Annotated in this window: 17 protein-coding genes; 11 read left to right on the forward strand and 6 right to left on the reverse strand. The window is 57.5% G+C overall.

Features of this window, described 5'->3' with window-relative positions:
* The first annotated feature begins 1 nt into the window (after position 1).
* The 11 genes from RHM65_RS00270 to RHM65_RS00320 all read left to right on the forward strand — a co-directional run bounded on the left by RHM65_RS00270 (position 2) and on the right by RHM65_RS00320 (position 13,516).
* Complete coding sequence (locus RHM65_RS00270; protein WP_322167936.1) at positions 2–928, forward strand: ExeA family protein; 927 nt, start codon at positions 2–4, stop codon at positions 926–928.
* The gene (locus RHM65_RS00275) at positions 925–2,337 is read left to right on the forward strand and encodes a tetratricopeptide repeat protein (RefSeq protein WP_322184150.1); all 1,413 of its coding nucleotides are present in this window, start codon (positions 925–927) and stop codon (positions 2,335–2,337) included. The genes RHM65_RS00270 and RHM65_RS00275 overlap by 4 nt, the downstream gene beginning before the upstream one ends.
* Before the next feature lie 33 nt (positions 2,338–2,370).
* Positions 2,371–4,095 (forward strand): GspE/PulE family protein, encoded by a 1,725-nt coding sequence (locus tag RHM65_RS00280; protein WP_322167934.1) that lies wholly within the window; start codon positions 2,371–2,373, stop codon positions 4,093–4,095.
* 70 nt (positions 4,096–4,165) lie between these two features.
* Positions 4,166–5,398 carry a type II secretion system F family protein gene (locus RHM65_RS00285; RefSeq protein ID WP_322167933.1) on the forward strand — a complete coding sequence of 411 codons (1,233 nt, stop codon included), beginning with the start codon at positions 4,166–4,168 and terminating at the stop codon, positions 5,396–5,398.
* Positions 5,399–5,507: 109 nt separating this feature from the next.
* On the forward strand, positions 5,508–5,954 hold the full coding sequence (locus RHM65_RS00290; RefSeq protein ID WP_322184152.1) for a type II secretion system protein: 447 nt from the start codon (positions 5,508–5,510) through the stop codon (positions 5,952–5,954).
* Complete coding sequence (locus tag RHM65_RS00295) at positions 5,954–6,406, forward strand: prepilin-type N-terminal cleavage/methylation domain-containing protein (protein ID WP_322167931.1); 453 nt, start codon at positions 5,954–5,956, stop codon at positions 6,404–6,406. Before RHM65_RS00290 ends, RHM65_RS00295 begins: the two co-directional genes overlap by 1 nt.
* Complete coding sequence (locus tag RHM65_RS00300) at positions 6,403–6,858, forward strand: prepilin-type N-terminal cleavage/methylation domain-containing protein (protein ID WP_322167930.1); 456 nt, start codon at positions 6,403–6,405, stop codon at positions 6,856–6,858. The genes RHM65_RS00295 and RHM65_RS00300 overlap by 4 nt, the downstream gene beginning before the upstream one ends.
* Positions 6,858–7,754, forward strand: a complete 897-nt coding sequence (locus RHM65_RS00305; RefSeq protein ID WP_322167929.1) for a prepilin-type N-terminal cleavage/methylation domain-containing protein — start codon at positions 6,858–6,860, stop codon at positions 7,752–7,754. Before RHM65_RS00300 ends, RHM65_RS00305 begins: the two co-directional genes overlap by 1 nt.
* Positions 7,744–8,172 carry a hypothetical protein gene (locus tag RHM65_RS00310; RefSeq protein WP_322167928.1) on the forward strand — a complete coding sequence of 143 codons (429 nt, stop codon included), beginning with the start codon at positions 7,744–7,746 and terminating at the stop codon, positions 8,170–8,172. Before RHM65_RS00305 ends, RHM65_RS00310 begins: the two co-directional genes overlap by 11 nt.
* Positions 8,169–11,507 (forward strand): DUF6701 domain-containing protein, encoded by a 3,339-nt coding sequence (locus tag RHM65_RS00315; protein WP_322167927.1) that lies wholly within the window; start codon positions 8,169–8,171, stop codon positions 11,505–11,507. The genes RHM65_RS00310 and RHM65_RS00315 overlap by 4 nt, the downstream gene beginning before the upstream one ends.
* 611 nt (positions 11,508–12,118) lie before the next feature.
* A complete protein-coding gene (locus RHM65_RS00320) occupies positions 12,119–13,516 on the forward strand; it encodes an amino acid permease (protein WP_322167926.1) in 1,398 nt (465 codons plus the stop codon).
* Between the two features lie 15 nt (positions 13,517–13,531).
* Here RHM65_RS00320 and RHM65_RS00325 read toward each other — a convergent pair whose 3' ends face one another.
* From RHM65_RS00325 to RHM65_RS00350, 6 genes are all read right to left on the reverse strand, one after another.
* On the reverse strand, positions 13,532–14,170 hold the full coding sequence (locus tag RHM65_RS00325; RefSeq protein ID WP_322167925.1) for a hypothetical protein: 639 nt from the start codon (positions 14,168–14,170) through the stop codon (positions 13,532–13,534).
* Positions 14,167–14,802: a CatB-related O-acetyltransferase gene (locus RHM65_RS00330; protein WP_322167924.1), complete on the reverse strand. Its 636-nt coding sequence runs from the start codon at positions 14,800–14,802 to the stop codon at positions 14,167–14,169. Before RHM65_RS00330 ends, RHM65_RS00325 begins: the two co-directional genes overlap by 4 nt.
* A gap of 72 nt (positions 14,803–14,874) precedes the next feature.
* Entirely contained in the window at positions 14,875–15,768 is an 894-nt protein-coding gene (locus RHM65_RS00335; RefSeq protein ID WP_322170761.1) for a glycosyltransferase family 2 protein, read from the reverse strand.
* Positions 15,769–16,083: 315 nt separating this feature from the next.
* Positions 16,084–16,971: a heme o synthase gene (gene cyoE, locus RHM65_RS00340; RefSeq protein WP_322167923.1), complete on the reverse strand. Its 888-nt coding sequence runs from the start codon at positions 16,969–16,971 to the stop codon at positions 16,084–16,086.
* 9 nt (positions 16,972–16,980) lie between these two features.
* Complete coding sequence (gene cyoD, locus RHM65_RS00345) at positions 16,981–17,343, reverse strand: cytochrome o ubiquinol oxidase subunit IV (RefSeq protein ID WP_322167922.1); 363 nt, start codon at positions 17,341–17,343, stop codon at positions 16,981–16,983.
* Positions 17,344–17,958 (reverse strand): cytochrome o ubiquinol oxidase subunit III, encoded by a 615-nt coding sequence (locus RHM65_RS00350; protein WP_322167921.1) that lies wholly within the window; start codon positions 17,956–17,958, stop codon positions 17,344–17,346.

The raw sequence follows: 17,958 nt of genomic DNA on the forward strand, positions 1-17,958 counted from the left end.
CATGTACGAAGCGTACTTTGGCCTGCGCGAGAAACCGTTCGCGCTGACCCCAAATACAGAGTTTCTGGTCAAGCTGGCGCCCTATCAGGCATGCCTGAATTTGTTGCACGTCGCACTTGGGCAAGGCGAAGGTTTTATCAAGATTACCGGCGAGGTGGGGACGGGTAAAACCCTGATCTGCCGCACCCTGCTCAAGCAGTTGGACAGCGCGCGCTACCAGCTGGCGTACCTGCCCAACCCAGGGATGAGCCCGAGCGGGTTACGCCAGGCCTTGGCCCGTGAGTTACACATTGAAGACGTCGAAGAGCTTGATACTCAAGGCGTGCTGGATGCGTTGCATCGGCGCCTGATCGACCTGGCAAAAACCGGTAAAAGCACCGTGCTGTTGATCGACGAAGCCCAAGGGTTGCCCTACGTGACCTTGGAGGCTTTGCGGCTGCTGACCAACCTGGAAACCGAACAATCAAAATTGCTTCAGGTGGTGCTGTTCGGCCAACCCGAACTGGACACCACCTTGGCACGCAACGACCTGCGTCAGTTGCGCCAGCGCATTACGTTCTCCTATCGCCTGCGCACGCTGGACAGGGACGATACCACCCGATATCTAAACGAGCGCATGGCCGTTGCGGGCTACCGGGGCGAGCCCTTATTTGATCAGGGCGCTATACACCGACTGGTACACGACAGCGGCGGCATACCTCGGTTGATCAATATCCTTGCGCACAAAGCGTTGATGGTAGCTTACGGAGAGGGCCGACAACACGTTACCGCCAAGCACGTAAAACGGGCCTGGCATGACACTGAAGGTGCGCAACCTCTTGGGCAGCGAGACACCTTTTGGTCTCGGTGGCATGTGCTCATACTCGCATTGCTGCTGTTGATCACCGCCAGTTTTTGCCTCATGCACTACAGCGAGGTGCTGATATGAGCTTGGTCAATGACATGCTCCGCGACCTCGAAAAACGCCGTGCCGGAACTTCCGAACAGTTGCAGCAAGAAGGCCTGTCGGCCGTTGACGAAGCCGGGGCTGAGCGCCGCAAGCGCACTCGACGTCTTCAGAGAAACCTTATCGGCCTGGGGCTGGTCGTTATTGTCGGGCTGCCACTGGGCCTGCTCGTTGACCGGTGGGTCAAATCCCACGCCCCAGCTCAGAACTCGCTGGTTATTCCTTTGGTGCCTGTGGCGCCGGTACCGCTGGCCATCGTGCAAGCGCCCACGTCCGTGCACATTATGGAAGTACTGCCGCAAAACGACGGCAACGGACTCATCCTTCAATTATTGATGGACCGCTCAGCGGCCTACCAGCGCCGTGATGAAAACGGCTCAGTCACCCTCGACCTTCTAGGCGCCACACTGAACACCCCGCTTGGCGTCGCGATACGCGAAGGTCGATTGCAACGCGACGGCCGCAGCCTGTCTTGGAGAGTTCAAACTCAAGGGCAGAACGTGCAAGTGCTGTTGACCGGCCTGGGTGACAACCTGCAAGTGCGCGATCAGTTGGAGCCCGCCGGCAAGGATTGGCTGTTGAGGATTGAAGTGCCCATGCCGGTAAAGGCAGCCATTGCCGATGCGGCGAATACACCCATGGGCATCGACAATTCGGCCGCAAACGAACCGGCCACGGTTGATAGCGCGACGGCCGAGGCGCCTTTGCCCGCTTGGGCTAACGCCCCTGTTCCGCCAGCCGACAAGCAGCCTCGTAACGCTGCCGTGGTTGCGGTGGTAAAACCGCTTCCGGTCAGTGGCCCGCCGCAAATGAAAATCACGCCGTACCAGCCAGATGCGCTGAGCTTAGCCCAGCAAGCCATCCAAAGCGGCGACTACCCGCGCGCCATCAGCGACCTGAAAAAACTGCAACTGTCTCGACCGAACGACGTGGATGTTATCCGTACCTTGGCCCGTGCCTACTTGGCCAACGGCCAACAAGCGCTGCTGCTGACATGGCTGCCGTCTCAACTCAAGCAATGGCCAAACGACAGCGAATTACGCCTGTTGTTTGCCCGCTCGCAACTGCAATCCGGTGACGCCCGGGGTGCAGTGGCAACGCTGGAGCAGAACCCTCCGGCGCTGGCCCAGGAACCTACGTATTACGCCCTGCTCGCGGCCAGCTATCAGCAAACCGCACAGTGGCAAAAAAGTGCTGGCCTGTATGAGCAGTTGACCCAATTGCGACCCGCTCAAGCCGCCTGGCAGCTGGGGCTGGGAATCGCCTTGGAACGACTGGCGCAACCCGTCGAAGCGGCGCGCCATTACCGCTTTGCTGAGCGGGGACAAGGTCTGGATGACGGTGCCCGGCGATTCGCTAGCGAGCGTGCCGTCGCACTGGGAGGTAAGTGACAATGTGGTTAGCTCTGATGTGGGTAAGGCTGTATGGATAAGGAAGAGATACGTCGTGGCAAGGTGCGTCTCGGCGATTTGCTGATCGACGCCGGATTGCTCAACGACCTCCAGTTGCAACGGGCGCTGCAGGAACAAAAGCGCACGGGCTTCAAGCTTGGGCGCACGGTCGTTGACCTGGGCTTCATCGATGAACAGCGCCTGCTGACAGCACTGTCCGAGCAATTAAAGATTTCATTTATCGAACTGAAGAACTTCAAGTTTGATAAAGCGCTGGTCCAGATGTTGCCGGAAACCCTGGCAAGGCGCTTCCGCGTTATTGTTTTATCCCAAGCAGCGGACGGCCTTGTAGTCGGCATGAGCGACCCGCTCGACCTGTTCGCGCTCGATGAGATGGAGCGTGTGTTGCGCACGCCGGTTCGCCCCGCCGTCGTACGCGAAGCCGAAATGCTCAAGGCGCTCGATATGCTGTACCGGCGTACCAGCGAATTGGACACCATTGCTGGCGAGCTGGAAGGGGACCTTAAAGACAGCGACTTCGACCTGTCCGCGCTGGGCGCCACCAATAACAGCGACGCCCCCGTGGTACGCCTGCTGCGGACCCTGTTTGAAGACGCCGTGCAGATGAACGCGTCAGACATTCACATCGAGCCAGGCGACGGCATTTTGCGCATTCGCCAGCGCATCGACGGTGTGCTCAACGAACATATTTTGAAGGAACCGCGGGTGGCCTCCGCGTTGGTAATGCGCCTGAAAATCATGTCAGGCCTGGACATCTCCGAAAAACGTTTACCGCAGGATGGCCGCTTCAATATCCGGGTCAAAGACCACACCATCGACGTCCGTATGTCGACGATGCCGGTGCAGCATGGCGAATCAGTGGTCATGCGTTTGCTGGATCAAACCAATGGCATCACCGATTTGGACAAAGGCGGCATGCCCACGCAGATGCTTGCGCGTTTTCGCCAATTGCTGCAACGCCCTTTCGGTCTGGTGCTGGTCACTGGCCCCACTGGTTCGGGCAAGACCACTACGCTGTATGCCGGGCTCAGCGAGCTAAACAGCCCGCAGAAGAAAATCATCACCGTCGAAGACCCGGTTGAATACCGACTGGCACGGGTGAACCAGGTACAGGTCAACGCCAAGATCGACCTGACCTTTTCCCGTGTTTTGCGCGCCGCCCTTCGACAGGACCCGGACATTCTGCTGATCGGGGAAATACGTGACCACGAAACGGCTGAAATCGGCCTGCGTGCGGCCATGACCGGCCACTTGGTGTTGTCCACCCTGCACACCAACGATGCCCCGACCACCGCCATGCGCCTGATCGATATGGGTGTCGAACCGTTTTTGGTGGCCACCGCCTTGAGCGCCGTTTTGGCCCAGCGACTGATTCGTCGAGTCTGCGAAAGTTGCCGCGCGGTCCACGTCCCCGAACCGCATCAGCTCACCTGGATGCAAAACCTTTACGGTGGGTCATTGCGCGGTCAGCTTTTCTACCAAGGCGTCGGTTGCCACAACTGCCATAACACCGGCTACCTCGGGCGGTTAGGCGTGTACGAATTGCTGGAAATGAACGACGAAATGATTGCCGCGCTGCGCAGTAATGACCCACAAGGGTTTGCTGACGCAGCTCTCGCCAGTCCCCTCTATCGACCTCTGGCGACCTGCGCGCTGGACTTTGCGATGAAGGGGCTAACCAGCGTCGAGGAAGTGCTGAAGGTCAGTATTTCCAGGACTGACGAGGTGCTGAGCTAATGCGCGTTTTTTTGCATGCCGTTAAAGGTGACGCTCAAGCGCAGAGCTTTCGAACTGAGGGCGTGGGCCAATGACTATATTCCGATTTACTGGCCGGGACGCCCGTGGCGTCCAGGTGAGCGGCAATCGCGACAGCAACTCGGCAGAAGCGCTTGCCAGCGAATTGCTGTCACAGAGCATTGTTCCGCTGACCATTGTTGAGCATGTCGAACCGGTCGGTGACGTGGTGGAACAGCTGACCGAGCGTTTGCGCAGTAAGAAAGTCGAGCTGCTCGAACTGATCATCTTCTGTCGGCAAATGCACAGTTTGAGCAAAGCCGGTGTGCCGATCATTCGCGCTATCGGCGGTTTGGCCGAATCGAATTACAACAAGCATTTTTGCTCGATATTGAACGAAGTGCGCAGTGACCTTGATGCCGGTATGAGCTTGGCCGTGGCCTTCAACTCGCACCCGAAGGTGTTCAATACGCTGATGGTAAGCATGATCAGTGTGGGCGAAAACACCGGCCAACTCGATCAAGCCTTTCGCCAGTTGGCGATTTATTTGGAGCTGGAGCGCGAAACGCTTAAGCGCATCAAGCAAGCCACGCGCTACCCCATGTTCGTGTTGATCGCCATGGGCATCGGGCTGACCGTGATCAACATGGTGGTAATCCCGGCTTTCTCCCGAATATTCGCGCAATTTCACGCGCAATTGCCTCTACCCACCCGATTTTTGATCGGCATGTCCCAGTTCTTCCAGGATTACTGGTGGGCAATGGGTTTGATAGTGGTTGGCGGCGTTTATAGCTTTTCCAAATGGACTCAAACCGATGCCGGCGCACTGCGGTGGGATCAGATCAAGCTGCGCCTGCCGATTGTTGGCGGGCTCTTTGAGCGCATCGCCTTGGGTCGCTTCACCCGGACATTCGCGATGATGTATCGCGCAGGTGTGCCACTGCTGCAAACCTTGTCAATCAACAGCGTAACCGTGAGCAACCGCTATATCGGTCGGGCCATCCTCGATATGCGCGAAGGCGTTGAGCGCGGCGAATCCTTGACCAACACCGCCACCGCCAGCGGACTGTTTACCCCGCTGGTGCTGCAAATGATGGGCGTTGGTGAAGAAGCCGGTGCCTTGGACGACCTGTTTGTCGAGGTCGCAGATTTTTACGAACAAGAGGTGGATTACGACCTCAAGCAACTCGCCGATGCCATCGAACCGATTCTGATAGTGGCCATGGGCTTAATGGTGCTGATTCTCGCATTGGGGGTTTTTCTTCCCATGTGGGATTTGTCAGCGGCCGCAAAGGGACATGGATGAGCACGGGCTACCACTGCCGTTTCACATCGATCAAACAACAAGACGCCAATACCGGCGACGTTTCAAACAGCAACAATCTGAACCTCATTTTGCATAAGGTAGTAAAAACATGAAAAGACAACAAAGTGGTTTCACCCTGATCGAACTCGTCATGGTGATCGTGATCATCGGCGTTCTGGCCGCATTCGCACTTCCGCGTTTCGCTAACCTGACTGGCGATGCAAAAGCGGCGACCCTCAATGGCGCAGCAGGTTCCATGCGCTCAGCCTCGGCGATCGCGCATTCGGCATGGCTTGCCGAAAACGGCGGCTCAGCCGTAATACTTGAAGGTCAGTCCATCGCAATGAGTTTCGGTTACCCAACGGCAGCTGGCATTCAGACCGCAGCAAATGTCACGTTGCCTGACTACGTTATCACTCCCACCGGCAGCGGCACGTCCTTAACAGTCAGTCCTAAAAACGCTTCAGACGCTACGAATTGCATCTTCACCTACGCAGAAGCAACGTCTACAAGCGTCCCTCCAACGATTTCCACCCCCGTGATTACCGGCTGCTAATGCCTGACATGCGCGGTTTCACGCTGGTCGAACTGGTTTTGGTGATTGTTATCATCGGGATCATTTCGGCTGTTGTAGGACCACGCTTCTTTGATCGACAGGTGTTCAACGAGCGCCTGTTTTTCGAAGAGAGTACGGCCGCCGTACGCTATGGGCAGAAACTTGCCCTGGCCAGCGGTTGCCTGACTCAAGTCAGCCTCGATACCAACGGATACCACCTGCGCCAAGCGGTTAACTGTACGAGCGGCGCTTATAGCCTCGAAGTCCAGAGCCCGGATGGCGATGCAACCTTTGCCGCTGCAGCGCCCACTGATGTGACGCTGGTAGCGGCCAATTTTCCCGTTGTATTCGATTCCCTGGGCCGTCCGTCCAGCGCAGCGAGTGCAACTATCGGCACCTTGAATGGCGGCCACTCGTTCAGCGTGACCGCTGACACAGGTCTGGTGCAATGAAGCGCGAACGGGGGGTGACCCTGGTTGAGCTCGTGCTCACCATTGCGATCATCGGTATCGCCGCCGCCGCACTGTTCACCGCCATGGCGGCCATCACCAGTCAATCGGCTGACCCGCTACTGCGACAGCAAAGCCTGGACATCGCCAGTGCCTACCTTGAGGAAATCCTGTTGAAGGATTACGTCGATGCCAGCGGTAACGTTTGCACCACGCCACCCAGTAGCCGTAGCCAGTACCAACGGGTCTGCGACTACGCCGGGCTAAACGACAACGGTGCCCACGACGCCGACGGCAACGCTATCTCAACCCTGGCGAGCTATCAGATCAGCGTCACCGTTAACCCTCAAGCATGGGCGGGGCTGAACTCAGCCAACGCGCTGTACATCGAAGTCACCGTCACCGATCCCGCTAACCAAAAGTTAGTGCTGGGCAGCTATCGGACGCGCTATTGATGAACAGACCAGCGCTGACACGCGGCTTCACCCTGGTCGAGCTGGTGCTCGTCATTGCCTTGTCCGGCGTCATCGTGGTGGTGATCAGCACGGTGTTTGCGCACCCGCTGCAGGGCTTGATGGACCAGAGCCGTCGCGGCGTTCTGGTGGAACAAGCAGCGGGCGCCATGAACCGATTGACCCGCGACGTACGCCTCGCGATCCCCAACTCCCTGCGGGCTTCGGCAGACGGCCAAGCCGTGGAACTCATGCTGATTCAAAGTGCGGCGCGTTATCGCCCGAACCGTACGGACACCGACGGTCTGCGATTCTCCACCGACCTTAAGGGCACGTGCGGCAGTTCCACCCTCGATACTCGCTGTGACGAAGTGCAGCTATTGGACGGGTCAGTCGACACCGCCGGCGCACTCTGGATGGTGATGTACAACATTGGCGCCGAGTCGGGCGGTGTACCCGTGCCCGGCAGTAATGTTTGGGCACCCGCAAACCCTGGGGTTATCACCCCGACCGGCACCACGTTCACCCAACTGTCGGGACCACCCCCCGGTGAAAGCCTGATCACCCTGGGCAATTTGCCCGTGGGCGGATTTCGCTTCGCCTATGCGTCACCGCAATACCGCATGTACATGGCGCAGTCAGTAGTGGGTTACCGCTGTGAAAACAACCAACTGATTCGCTACAGCTACAACACCCTATATTCCGCGATACCGTCCGTGCCACCGGCGGGCTCCAATCCTGAGCCACTGGCATCAGACGTCGACTGCTCGAAAACGAATTTCACCTATCAAGTGGGCAGCACCCAGCGCGGCGGCTTGTTATCCCTGACGTTGCAGATCTCCATCGGCAACGAAAGCTTCAACCTCTTGCAACAGGTCCACGTCGACAATGCGCCCTGACCGCCGCTGGCCCCAACGCGCCCAGGGATTTGGCCTGGTGGCTGCGATGTTTTTGCTGATAGTGGTCACCCTGGTGGTGATGGCCATGGCGCACCTGTCTGCCGCACAACACGGTTCCAACAGCCTTGCGATCCAGCAGGCCCGAGCCTACCAATCGGCCAACTCCGGGTTGGAATGGGCCATCACCCAATCGATCAGTTCAGGCCTGTGCACCCAAGGGAGCCCGAGTCTTTCCGCAAGCAACCTGGCCGAATTCAGCGTCAATGTCGCGTGTACCAGCAACAACTATTTGGACAACAACGGTTCGCCACTGCAGATCTTTCACTTCACCTCGACCGCACAGAACGGCAGCACCGGTAGCCGTCCCGATTACGCCTACCGCCAACTCACAGCAACTATAGAAAAAGGCACTCCATGAGCAAGCACGTAGTGAAGCAAAGCTGCCTTTGGGTGGCGCTTTTGGGTGGCCTGTTGCTGTCGGATACGGCCAGTGCCGCCACGGCTTATTCCTTCAGCCTGCTTGGGACAAACGCACCCTGCACGGGTCTTTGGAGCAGCACCGGTAATACGTTCACCTGTACCGGCGAAGTGATCCTCGGTGCTGGCGACTCATTGGTCGTGGGTACGTTGATCGTCGGCAATATCACGGTCGTGGCGGTCCAAGGCTATTCTCTGGACACCAACACGATTGGTACCAGCGGCAACACCGTGACCTTGGTTTCGACGGCTGGCGCAATCACCGTTGCAGGAACAAGCAATACCTTCAGCGCATCGATCAACTCCACCGCCGGGGTGATTAATCTGTCCAACGCGACGGTGGCCGGCTCAGTCCAGACCACCAACGGCACTATGACCCTTGCTGGCAGCACCATCGCCGGTGATGCTCAGGCGGGTGGCGCGATCACCGCCGCCAACACCAAGGTCAGCGGCAATCTGATCAGCACGACAGGCGCCATTACGGCGGCTACTGTCACCGTTGGCGGCTATGTCCAGGCATCAGGGGCGATCACCCTCAAAACGGGCTCCGCGATTACCGGATCGGTGACCAGCAGCGCCGGGGCACTGACCTTTACCGACTCCAGCGTCGGTGCCGACGTTCTGGGTTATGGCGCAGCCACCTCCTCCGATACCGCGATCAAAGGCAATCTGACCAGCAGCACCGGCGCAATCACAATTGTCCGGGGCAGCATCGCCGGGGCCGTTGTTGCTGAGGGTGCTATCACCTCGACCGGCGCACCGATAACCGGCAATGTAACCAGCAAAGCCGGGGCAATCACCCTGACAGGCGGCTCCGTGGGCGGTGACATTACGGCATTCGGCGTGGTGACCATGACCGACACCCCCATCACCGGCAACATCAACACAAAAGCAGCGGCGACCTTGGTCCGCGGAAGCGTCTCGGGCAACGTCATCGCCGACGCAGTGATTACCACCACTGACACCTGTATCGGTGGCGACGTAAACGGGGGCGCTGCGATGACGCTCACCCGCACCAGCGTAGGCGCGGGCGTCAAGTCAGCAGCGGCGATGACCCTGACCGGTGCGACTATTATTAAAGACGCCATCTCGGGCGCCGCTCTGACCGCCACTGACACCTGCGTCGGCGGCACCACTCAAGCAGTGGGCGCACTGTCCATCACTGGCGGATGTAGCACCAGCCCGGCCCATGCCTCCTGCGCGGCCCCAGCCCCTCTTCCGCCGGTGGCCGTTATCGACCATTTCGCCTTCAGCTACGCGAGCGCGGCACTGACCTGTAATCCACAACCGGTGACCATCACCGCGTGCGCCACTGCCAGTTGCAGCCCGTTTGCCAATCCTGTCAGTGTCACGCTGAGTCCGTCCAGTGGCTGGACAGCCGCCTCACCCGCCATAATGAACGGCAACACGATTACCTTCAGCGGTGGCAGCGCACAAGCGTATTTGAGCAGCGGCAGCCCGGGCAACGTAAGCGTGGGAGTGAGTTCGTCCATTCCGGGGAGCAATGGCCAGACCGTGTGTTCGACCGCCGGCTGCACCATCGCCTATGCCGACAGCGGCTTTGTTTTTGATGTACCGACCCTGATCGCGGCTCGACCACAAAGCGGCATTTCTCTGCGTGCGGTGAAGAAAAGCGACACCTCACAAGCGTGTGTGCCAAGTTTCTCCAACGTCACTCGTACTTTGAACTTCAGCTCGGCCTACGTCAGCCCCATTTCTGGCAGCAAGCCAGTGATCGTCAATAACACATCGGTAACCAGCACACCCACCAGCCTTAGCTTGGCGTTTGACAGCACCGGCAGAGCGTCCTTGACCGTTCAATATGACGACGCCGGACAGATGATGCTCACGGCCACATATCTGGGCAGCACCGCCAACAATGATGCCGGATTAAGCATGAGCGGCAGCGACCTGTTCGTCTCCAAACCCTACGGCCTGTGCATTCGAACCGACTCGGCGTGTACCGTCGCAGGCGTCAGCTCCGACTGCAAAGCGTTGCCCGGCGTGCGAGCGGGGGATAACTTTCCAATTCGTGTCCAAGCGGTTGGCTGGCGTGCCGATGGTGATCCACTGACCGCCGCATCGTTGTGCAATGCCAGCCGGGTCACCGCCTCCAACTTTGAGCTGTCCAACATTCCCCTCGCCAGCGTACTGGTTGCGCCTGCTGCGGGCGACGCCGGCACACTGTCCCCGGCTCAGTACAGCCAAGTGCTGGGTAACCAGACCACGGCCACGACGTCGATTTCCGAAGTCGGCGTGTTCCAGCTGACAGCGACCCCGGCGGCTAACGCCTACTTCGGCGAAACCGTCAGCGGCGGCGAAAGTGGCCTGGTCGGACGCTTCATTCCGGCTTACCTGGGCGTGCAGGCCAGTGCGAGCCTGACACCGAGCTGCGGGACTTCCTTCAGCTATCAGGGTCAACCGATGGCGTTTGCTGTTGGGCACGAACCTGACCTCATCGTCACCGCGTTTAACCGCAACAAAGGCATCACCTACAATTACGACCGCGATGCGTTTTGGAGACTGGCAACACCGGTCCGGGATGCGTACACCTCAATCACCGGCAAAGTCAGCCTGGACGTCGCCGGTCGCCTGACCAACAGCGCCACCGCTACCGTGGCGCAAACCGGTGCCAACGATGGTGACGGTGCCGAGAGTTTCCGCTGGAGCGGTGACACCCTGCGATACACCCCGGCAGCCCTGCCGTTGGCCGATGACTATCCGTTTGCCGCAGCGATTCGTCAGAACTTCAGCGCCACCACCTTGACCGACGCCGATGGCGCCTGTTACGGCGACGGCACCGCGTGTACTGCCTACAGCTATGACTTCAGCAGCACCCCCGGCAGCGAAGTACGATTGGGGCGGTTGCGCCTGGAAAATGCCCACGGCTCTGAATTGGAAGAGCTCGACCTGGCGCTGAGCATTGAGACGTGGCAAAACATCGCGGGGGGCAGCTTCCACGCCGAAGGTCTTGATACCTGCACCACCGCCGCCGTTCTACAGGCGCCAACGGTGAGCAGTTATACCGGGCAACTTACCGCGGCAAACTACGCCAATAGCAACATCTCGATGATTGCACCCGTCGCCGGTGTAGGCCTGTTGAAGCTGCAGCCTCCCGGCATCAGCGGTTCAGTACTCGGCAGCCTGCCCGCCACCCCGTCATGGCTTTTCTATGACTGGAACGGCACCGGTCGCCAGGCGGCGGCTGGGGTTGCTCGATTTGGCATCTACCAAGGCCCGTCACCGATGATCTTCCGCAGAGAGATCTATCGCTAAAAGCGGGATCCTGCATACCGTTCAGATAGGCTTATGGCCTATCTGAGCGCAGCCCCTACGATTTCGTATCTACCCAAGTCTCTGTGGGCGTTGGCTTGCCAACGAAGCGTCAACGCAGGCGACCCAGGTTTCAAGTCAACATTAGCGGTGCAATTACAGGCCTCTTCGCAGGCAAGCCTGCTCCCACACATTCGGTTCTGCTATGCCATCGCTGAGCTCGTGCGGACCCAAATCACCCCGTGGGAGTTGGCTTGCCAACGAAGCGTCAACGCAAGCGCCCCAGGTTTCAAGTCAACATTAGCGGTGCAGTTACAGGCCTCTTCGCAGGCAAGCCTGCTCCCACACATTGGTTCTGCAATGCCATCGCTGAGTTCGTGCGGACCCAAATCACCCCGTGGGGGGCTTGCCAACGAAAGCGTCAACGCAGGCGCCGTAGGTTTCGGGTCAACATCAGCGGCGCGATTACCGGCCTCTTCGCAGGCAAGCCTGCTCCCACAGCGCCCCTTTCCGCAATTTAGGGATGCTTCCTACGCACTCGTCGCTTTAGAATGGCGGCGAATTTCAACACCCGCTCCACCTCCGCCCTATTCCAAATACAGAAAGGTAAAGCAATGACAGGTGAAGACCTGACGCCAGGCTTGCTCAAGCGTGGCTTGAAAAACCGCCATATTCAGCTGATTTCGCTCGGTGGCGCGATTGGGACCGGGCTGTTTCTTGGCTCTGCTGGCGTCCTCAAATCCGCCGGGCCGGCGATGATTTTGGGTTATGCCATTTGTGGTTTCATTGCGTTTTTAATCATGCGCCAGCTGGGCGAGATGATTGTCGAGGAGCCAGTGGCCGGCTCTTTCAGTCACTTCGCGCACAAGTATTGGGGCGGCTACGCAGGCTTCTTGTGCGGATGGAACTACTGGGTACTGTATGTGCTGGTGGGCATGGCTGAGCTAACGGCCGTCGGCAAATACGTCCAGTTCTGGTGGCCGGATGTACCGTCCTGGGTCAGCGCTGCGGTTTTTTTCGTGTTGGTCAATTTGATCAACCTGACCAATGTCAAAGTCTTCGGCGAGACCGAGTTCTGGTTTGCGATCATCAAGGTGGTCGCCATCATCGGCATGATTGTACTCGGCGGTTATCTGCTGATCAGCGGCACCGGTGGACCTCAGGCATCGTTCAGCAACCTCTGGACACACGGCGGTTTCTTCCCGAACGGGATGAGCGGGCTGTTGATGTCACTGTGCTTCATCATGTTTTCGTTCGGCGGGCTGGAGTTGGTCGGGATTACCGCCGCAGAGGCGAGTGAGCCACGCAAAGTCATTCCTAAAGCAATTAATCAGTTGGTGTTCCGCATCCTGATTTTCTACGTCGGCGCGCTGACTGTCCTGCTGGCGTTGTACCCCTGGGATTCGTTGCTGCAGACCCTCGGCGCATCCGGCGATGCCTACAGCGGTAGCCCTTTTGTCCAGATTTTCGCGTTGATCGGTAACGATACAGCGGCGCAAATTCTTAACGTCGTGGTGCTGACGGCGGCGCTGTCGGTCTATAACAGCGGCGTCTACTGCAACAGCCGCATGCTCTTCGGCCTGGCTGAACAAGGCGACGCCCCTAAAGCGCTGATGAAACTGAATAAACAAGGCGTTCCCGTACTGGCCATTGGCGTCTCGGCGCTGGTGACCCTGCTGTGTGTCGTGGTCAATTACGTCGCGCCCCACGAAGCATTGGAATTGCTGATGGCGTTGGTCGTCGCGTCCCTGATCATCAACTGGGTCGTGATCAGCCTGACCCACCTGAAGTTTCGTAAAGCCATGATCGAGCAAGGCGTAGTGCCTGGGTTCAAGGCGTTCTGGACCCCTTTCAGCAACTACCTGTGCCTGGCCTTCGTGGCCTTGATTTTGATTATGATGTTGATGATCCCCGGAATCGCCATTTCGGTGTACATCATGCCGGTATGGATTTTGTTCATCCTGGGTCTGTACCGACTGCGCATGGGGCGGCGGGTAGCGAAGACGGCTTGAGGACCGCGGGCTTGATCAGCTGGGCGGCTTGAGTTGCAGTTGCACTTGAGGTGTTCGCCATTCCGGCTGTTTGAAGGCCCGATCACCGCCAGAAAGGGTCACGGCTATCCGGTTGAGCACGCTCTCGGCGGTGTACTTGGTGGTCGTGGCGTTGAACGCCATGAACGAAATTCCAAGCACTAAGGCGGCCAGGGGGATTTTACGGATTTCGAGACCGTCCACGCTGTACAAGAATGAAATCGCGGCTACGGTCCCGAGAAGAGCCCCCGCAACGGCTTCTTGCAGCGGATGAACGAACGGCGCCACGCAGTAAGTGGCAAACCACCAGCCGAAGATCAGTCCCACCCCAGCCGCCGGCCAACGCAACCGTGGATCAATTTGACGCGCGAGCAAACTCAGGACCACGGGCAACACCAGGCAGGTGTGCATGGCGTGACCGCTGATGACCGAAATATTGAGGCTGTGCAGGCCAATGCCCCAGCCCTTGAACAAAATTTTACTTATCCCAACGATCACGTAGACCGACAGCATTGTCGCCAACCATATCAATGCTGAGCGTTTGGAGCCGGATACGTAAAGCCAGATGCCAACGACAATCGCGGCAGGAAGCATAACTGTGATGCCACCATATTGAGCAAGATGTGCCAGCGTCATTCCAACCCCTGCTCCACGTTGCGCTCATTGATATAGCGGATGAACCCGTCAATATCCGCACTGCACAAGGTTCTCGCCATCGCCTTGACCTCCTCGATCGGCCATTCCCACCATGCCGATTGCAGAAGTGTTGCACGGGTTTCTTCGTCAAAACGCCAGCGAATGAACTTACATGGGTTGCCGCCGACCACTGAGAAGGGTGCGACGTTTCGGTTCACCATAGCGCCAGCGGCAACGATAGCGCCATGACCGACGGTAACGCCGGAAAGAATCATTGCATCGGTGCAAATCCAGCAGTCGCTCCCGATGACCACGTCGCCCTTGGTGGTCGAGAAGTCGAGGATATCGTTGACCTCGCTGATCATCGCCGGAAATGGATAAGTGGTCACCCAGTCGGTGCGATGCTCACCCCCCAGCAAGATTTTCACCCCCGTGGCAATTGACGTATAGGCGCCGACTGTCAGAACGGCGCCCTGACCGAACCGGATAACCTCAGGGATACCGTAAGTGCCGACACCGAACGAGTACTTCGGGTAGCGCAATCTGATTTTCTCGGGTAACCGATGAAGCTTGTCCATGCCGCTGAGCTTTTTTCGCGTCCGCCTTTCTTTTAAAAAATCAAGAAATCCCATGGACGTGCCCCTCTCAGATGGCAGTGAGACCGGGAACATTTAGCTAAAGTTCCAAGCAGCGGCGGCGCGCGATTAGCGGTGTAGCAACAACCGTTTCAATCGGCGAAAGGTGGTTTTGTTGAAGCGGCGAAGGGGAATGGCTCGCAATAAACGCCAGGCGTCTTTTTTATCCGTCACGACCGCGTATTTAAGCGCTTTATTGAGGATAACCGTCCTGCCTTTCTCGTACCCAGGGTGCGACTGATAAGGGCTGATTGCTTTCATGTCCGCATCCAGCAGAACTTTGTAGCGACGAGACAGGTTGTTCGGATGACGTCGATACCGAGTGACACTGATGGGCAGTACATGTATCTGATAACCCTGATCGGCTATCTTCAACGTCATCTGAAAGTCTTGCACTTTGATGCTCGGCTCGTAAAACCCAGCCGCCCGGAGAGCGTCCATTCGGTACAACGAGACCGGGGCACCCACCACAATGGCGTTGCTTAAAATCTCGTCAAAACCCAAACGCTGAATTTCCGCCAGCTTCTGCGTTTTGACGTTATTGCCCTCACTGTCCATGTAGACGACCAAAGCGCCAACACAGCCCACTTCAGGATGTTTATCCAGGTAGTCAGCCCTCACCCGCACGGACTCCGGAAGCATGATGTCATCCAGGTCCGGGGTTGACACATACTTACCATTTGCGTATTTCAGGCCGTGATTAAGGGCTGCACTTACACCTTGGTTCGTCTGGGTAAAGAGCTGGAAATCGTAAGTATTTTGTAGCGCCTCTAACATGGCATAGCTGTTATCGGTCGATCCATCGTCGACGATAATAACTTCTACATTGGTGTAGTCCTGAGAAAAAATACTCTTGAGCGCCTCCTCCAGGTATTTTTCTGCGTTGTAGCAGGGCGCAACAATGGAGACCAGCGGACTGAGATCCGCTGCTTGTTCTTTTCTGGGTGTAAGTTGTTCAGTCATCATTCGATGTTTCTACTGGTGTCCATCGACAGCGACGCCCGAGAAGGCGGCTCTGCAGTCATTTCAGGGTCCACTCTGTGCCGGCCGTCAGGCCAGACAACATTTCGGAGCAGCGGCGCAACCGTTTTCTCACAGGCCTTAATCGCGCATATCATGCTGCAACGCGATAGCTTTGGCTATCGCCTCATTGCCAGTTTTACAGCTCGCACGTTTTGCGCGAAGTCAATTGGACGGATCGTTACCCCATCAGATCCAAAAAAAAACGCCCCTCTCCTTAGCAGAGCGGGACGTTTCTGTTCGAGTGCCTGCGTTATTTCAACGTGCGTAAGTGACCAACAACTCAGCGGGCACTTGAAAATCCACCGACATCATCACGCTCAGGGCGGTGATGGTGAGGATCGAGAACACAAACAGCTTGCGTGCCCAAACAGTGTCATCCACCGCCTTGTAGCCCGTCCAAGCCATGTACAACCAGTACATGCCCATGCCTGCCGCGACGGCCAGGTAACTGAAGCCCGCATAACCACCGATGGTCAGCATCAGCGTCGCCACGAGGAACGCCAGGATGTAGATCAAGATGTGCCGTTTGGCGACAACGATACCGCGCAACACCGGAAGCACCGGGATCGACGCAGCTCGGTAATCGTTGAAACGGAAAATCGCGATGGCATAGGAGTGCGGCATCTGCCACAAACTGAACATCACCAACAACGTCAGTGCCGCCAGATCGAAGCTGTTGCTCACCGCGACGTAACCAATCACCGGCGGCATAGCCCCCGACAGACTTCCGACCAGGGTGCCATGCACCGATTTGCGCTTCAGGTACAGGCTGTAAAAGCCGACGTAAATCACAAAACCGATGACCGCAAACAGCGCTGCCAATGGATTGGCCTTGGTGTAAAGCAAGCCCACCCCGGCGATGCCCAGAACAGTGGCGTAGATCAGGGCCAGTTTCAGCGAAACCAGTCCTTGCACCAACACCCGATTCTTGGTCCGCTCCATCTTCACGTCGATGTCGCGGTCGATGCAGTTGTTAAAGACACAACCGGACGCTACCACCAACGAGGTGCCTATCACCGCAGCCAAAAACACGCCGAAGTCGACATGCCCTTTAGAAGCGAGGAAGAAGCCACCTGCCACCGAAAGCACATTACCGAAAATGATCCCCGGCTTGGTGATTTGGATAAAGTGCTTAAGGGACATTCAGATTCCTCAGTGCGCCATCATGTTCGTGTGGATGCTGTACATCACCCACAACGACAGGCCAACCACGATCACGATGATCAGGATGGTGAAGGCAAAAGCGACGATGTTCCAACGCTGTTCGGACGACCTGTTCATGTGCAGGAAAAACACAAGGTGAACAAAGATCTGCACCACGGCGAACAACACGACGATAGCCAATGTGACCGGCTGCGCGAAGATCGGGTGCATCAACAGACCGAACGGAATAACCGTCAGGATTACTGACAGGAAAAAGCCGATAGCGTAGGACTTCAGGCTGCCGTGGTCGGCACCGGCGCTGCCGACATGAGCATGTTCGGCGCCAGCATGGCTGATATTAGCGTGATCCATTTACAGTGCTCCCATCAGGTAGACAACGGTGAACACGCAGATCCAGACCACGTCCAGAAAGTGCCAGAACAAACTCAGGCAGCTCAAGCGGGTCATGTTGGTTGCGGTCAAACCTTTCTTCTTGACCTGGAACATCAACACGGCCATCCAGATCAAACCGGAGGTCACGTGCAGACCGTGGGTCCCGACCAGCGTGAAGAAGCCGGACAAGAAGGCGCTGCGATCAGGACCGAAGCCTTCAGCGATCAGGTGATGGAATTCGTTGATTTCCATACCGATGAAGCCGAGACCCAGTAAGAAGGTCACTGCCAACCAGCTGATAACGCCCTTCTTGTTACCCTTGTGCATCGCCAGCATGGCGAAGCCGTAGGTGATACTGCTGAACAGCAGGCAGAACGTTTCTACCAACACGTACGGCAGTTCGAAGATGTCTTTGCCCGACGGGCCACCTGCGACGTTGTTGCTTAGCACCGAGTACGCGGCGAAGATCGTCGCGAACAAGATGCAGTCGGTCATCAGGTAGATCCAGAAGCCGAACACGGTCATTGACCCGGCATCCTCGTGCCCATGCTCCTCAGCATGGGCAATCTGGCTTTCTAATACTAAGTTCGACAT

Source organism: Pseudomonas sp. CCI4.2 (assembly GCF_034350045.1).
Taxonomy (GTDB): domain Bacteria; phylum Pseudomonadota; class Gammaproteobacteria; order Pseudomonadales; family Pseudomonadaceae; genus Aquipseudomonas.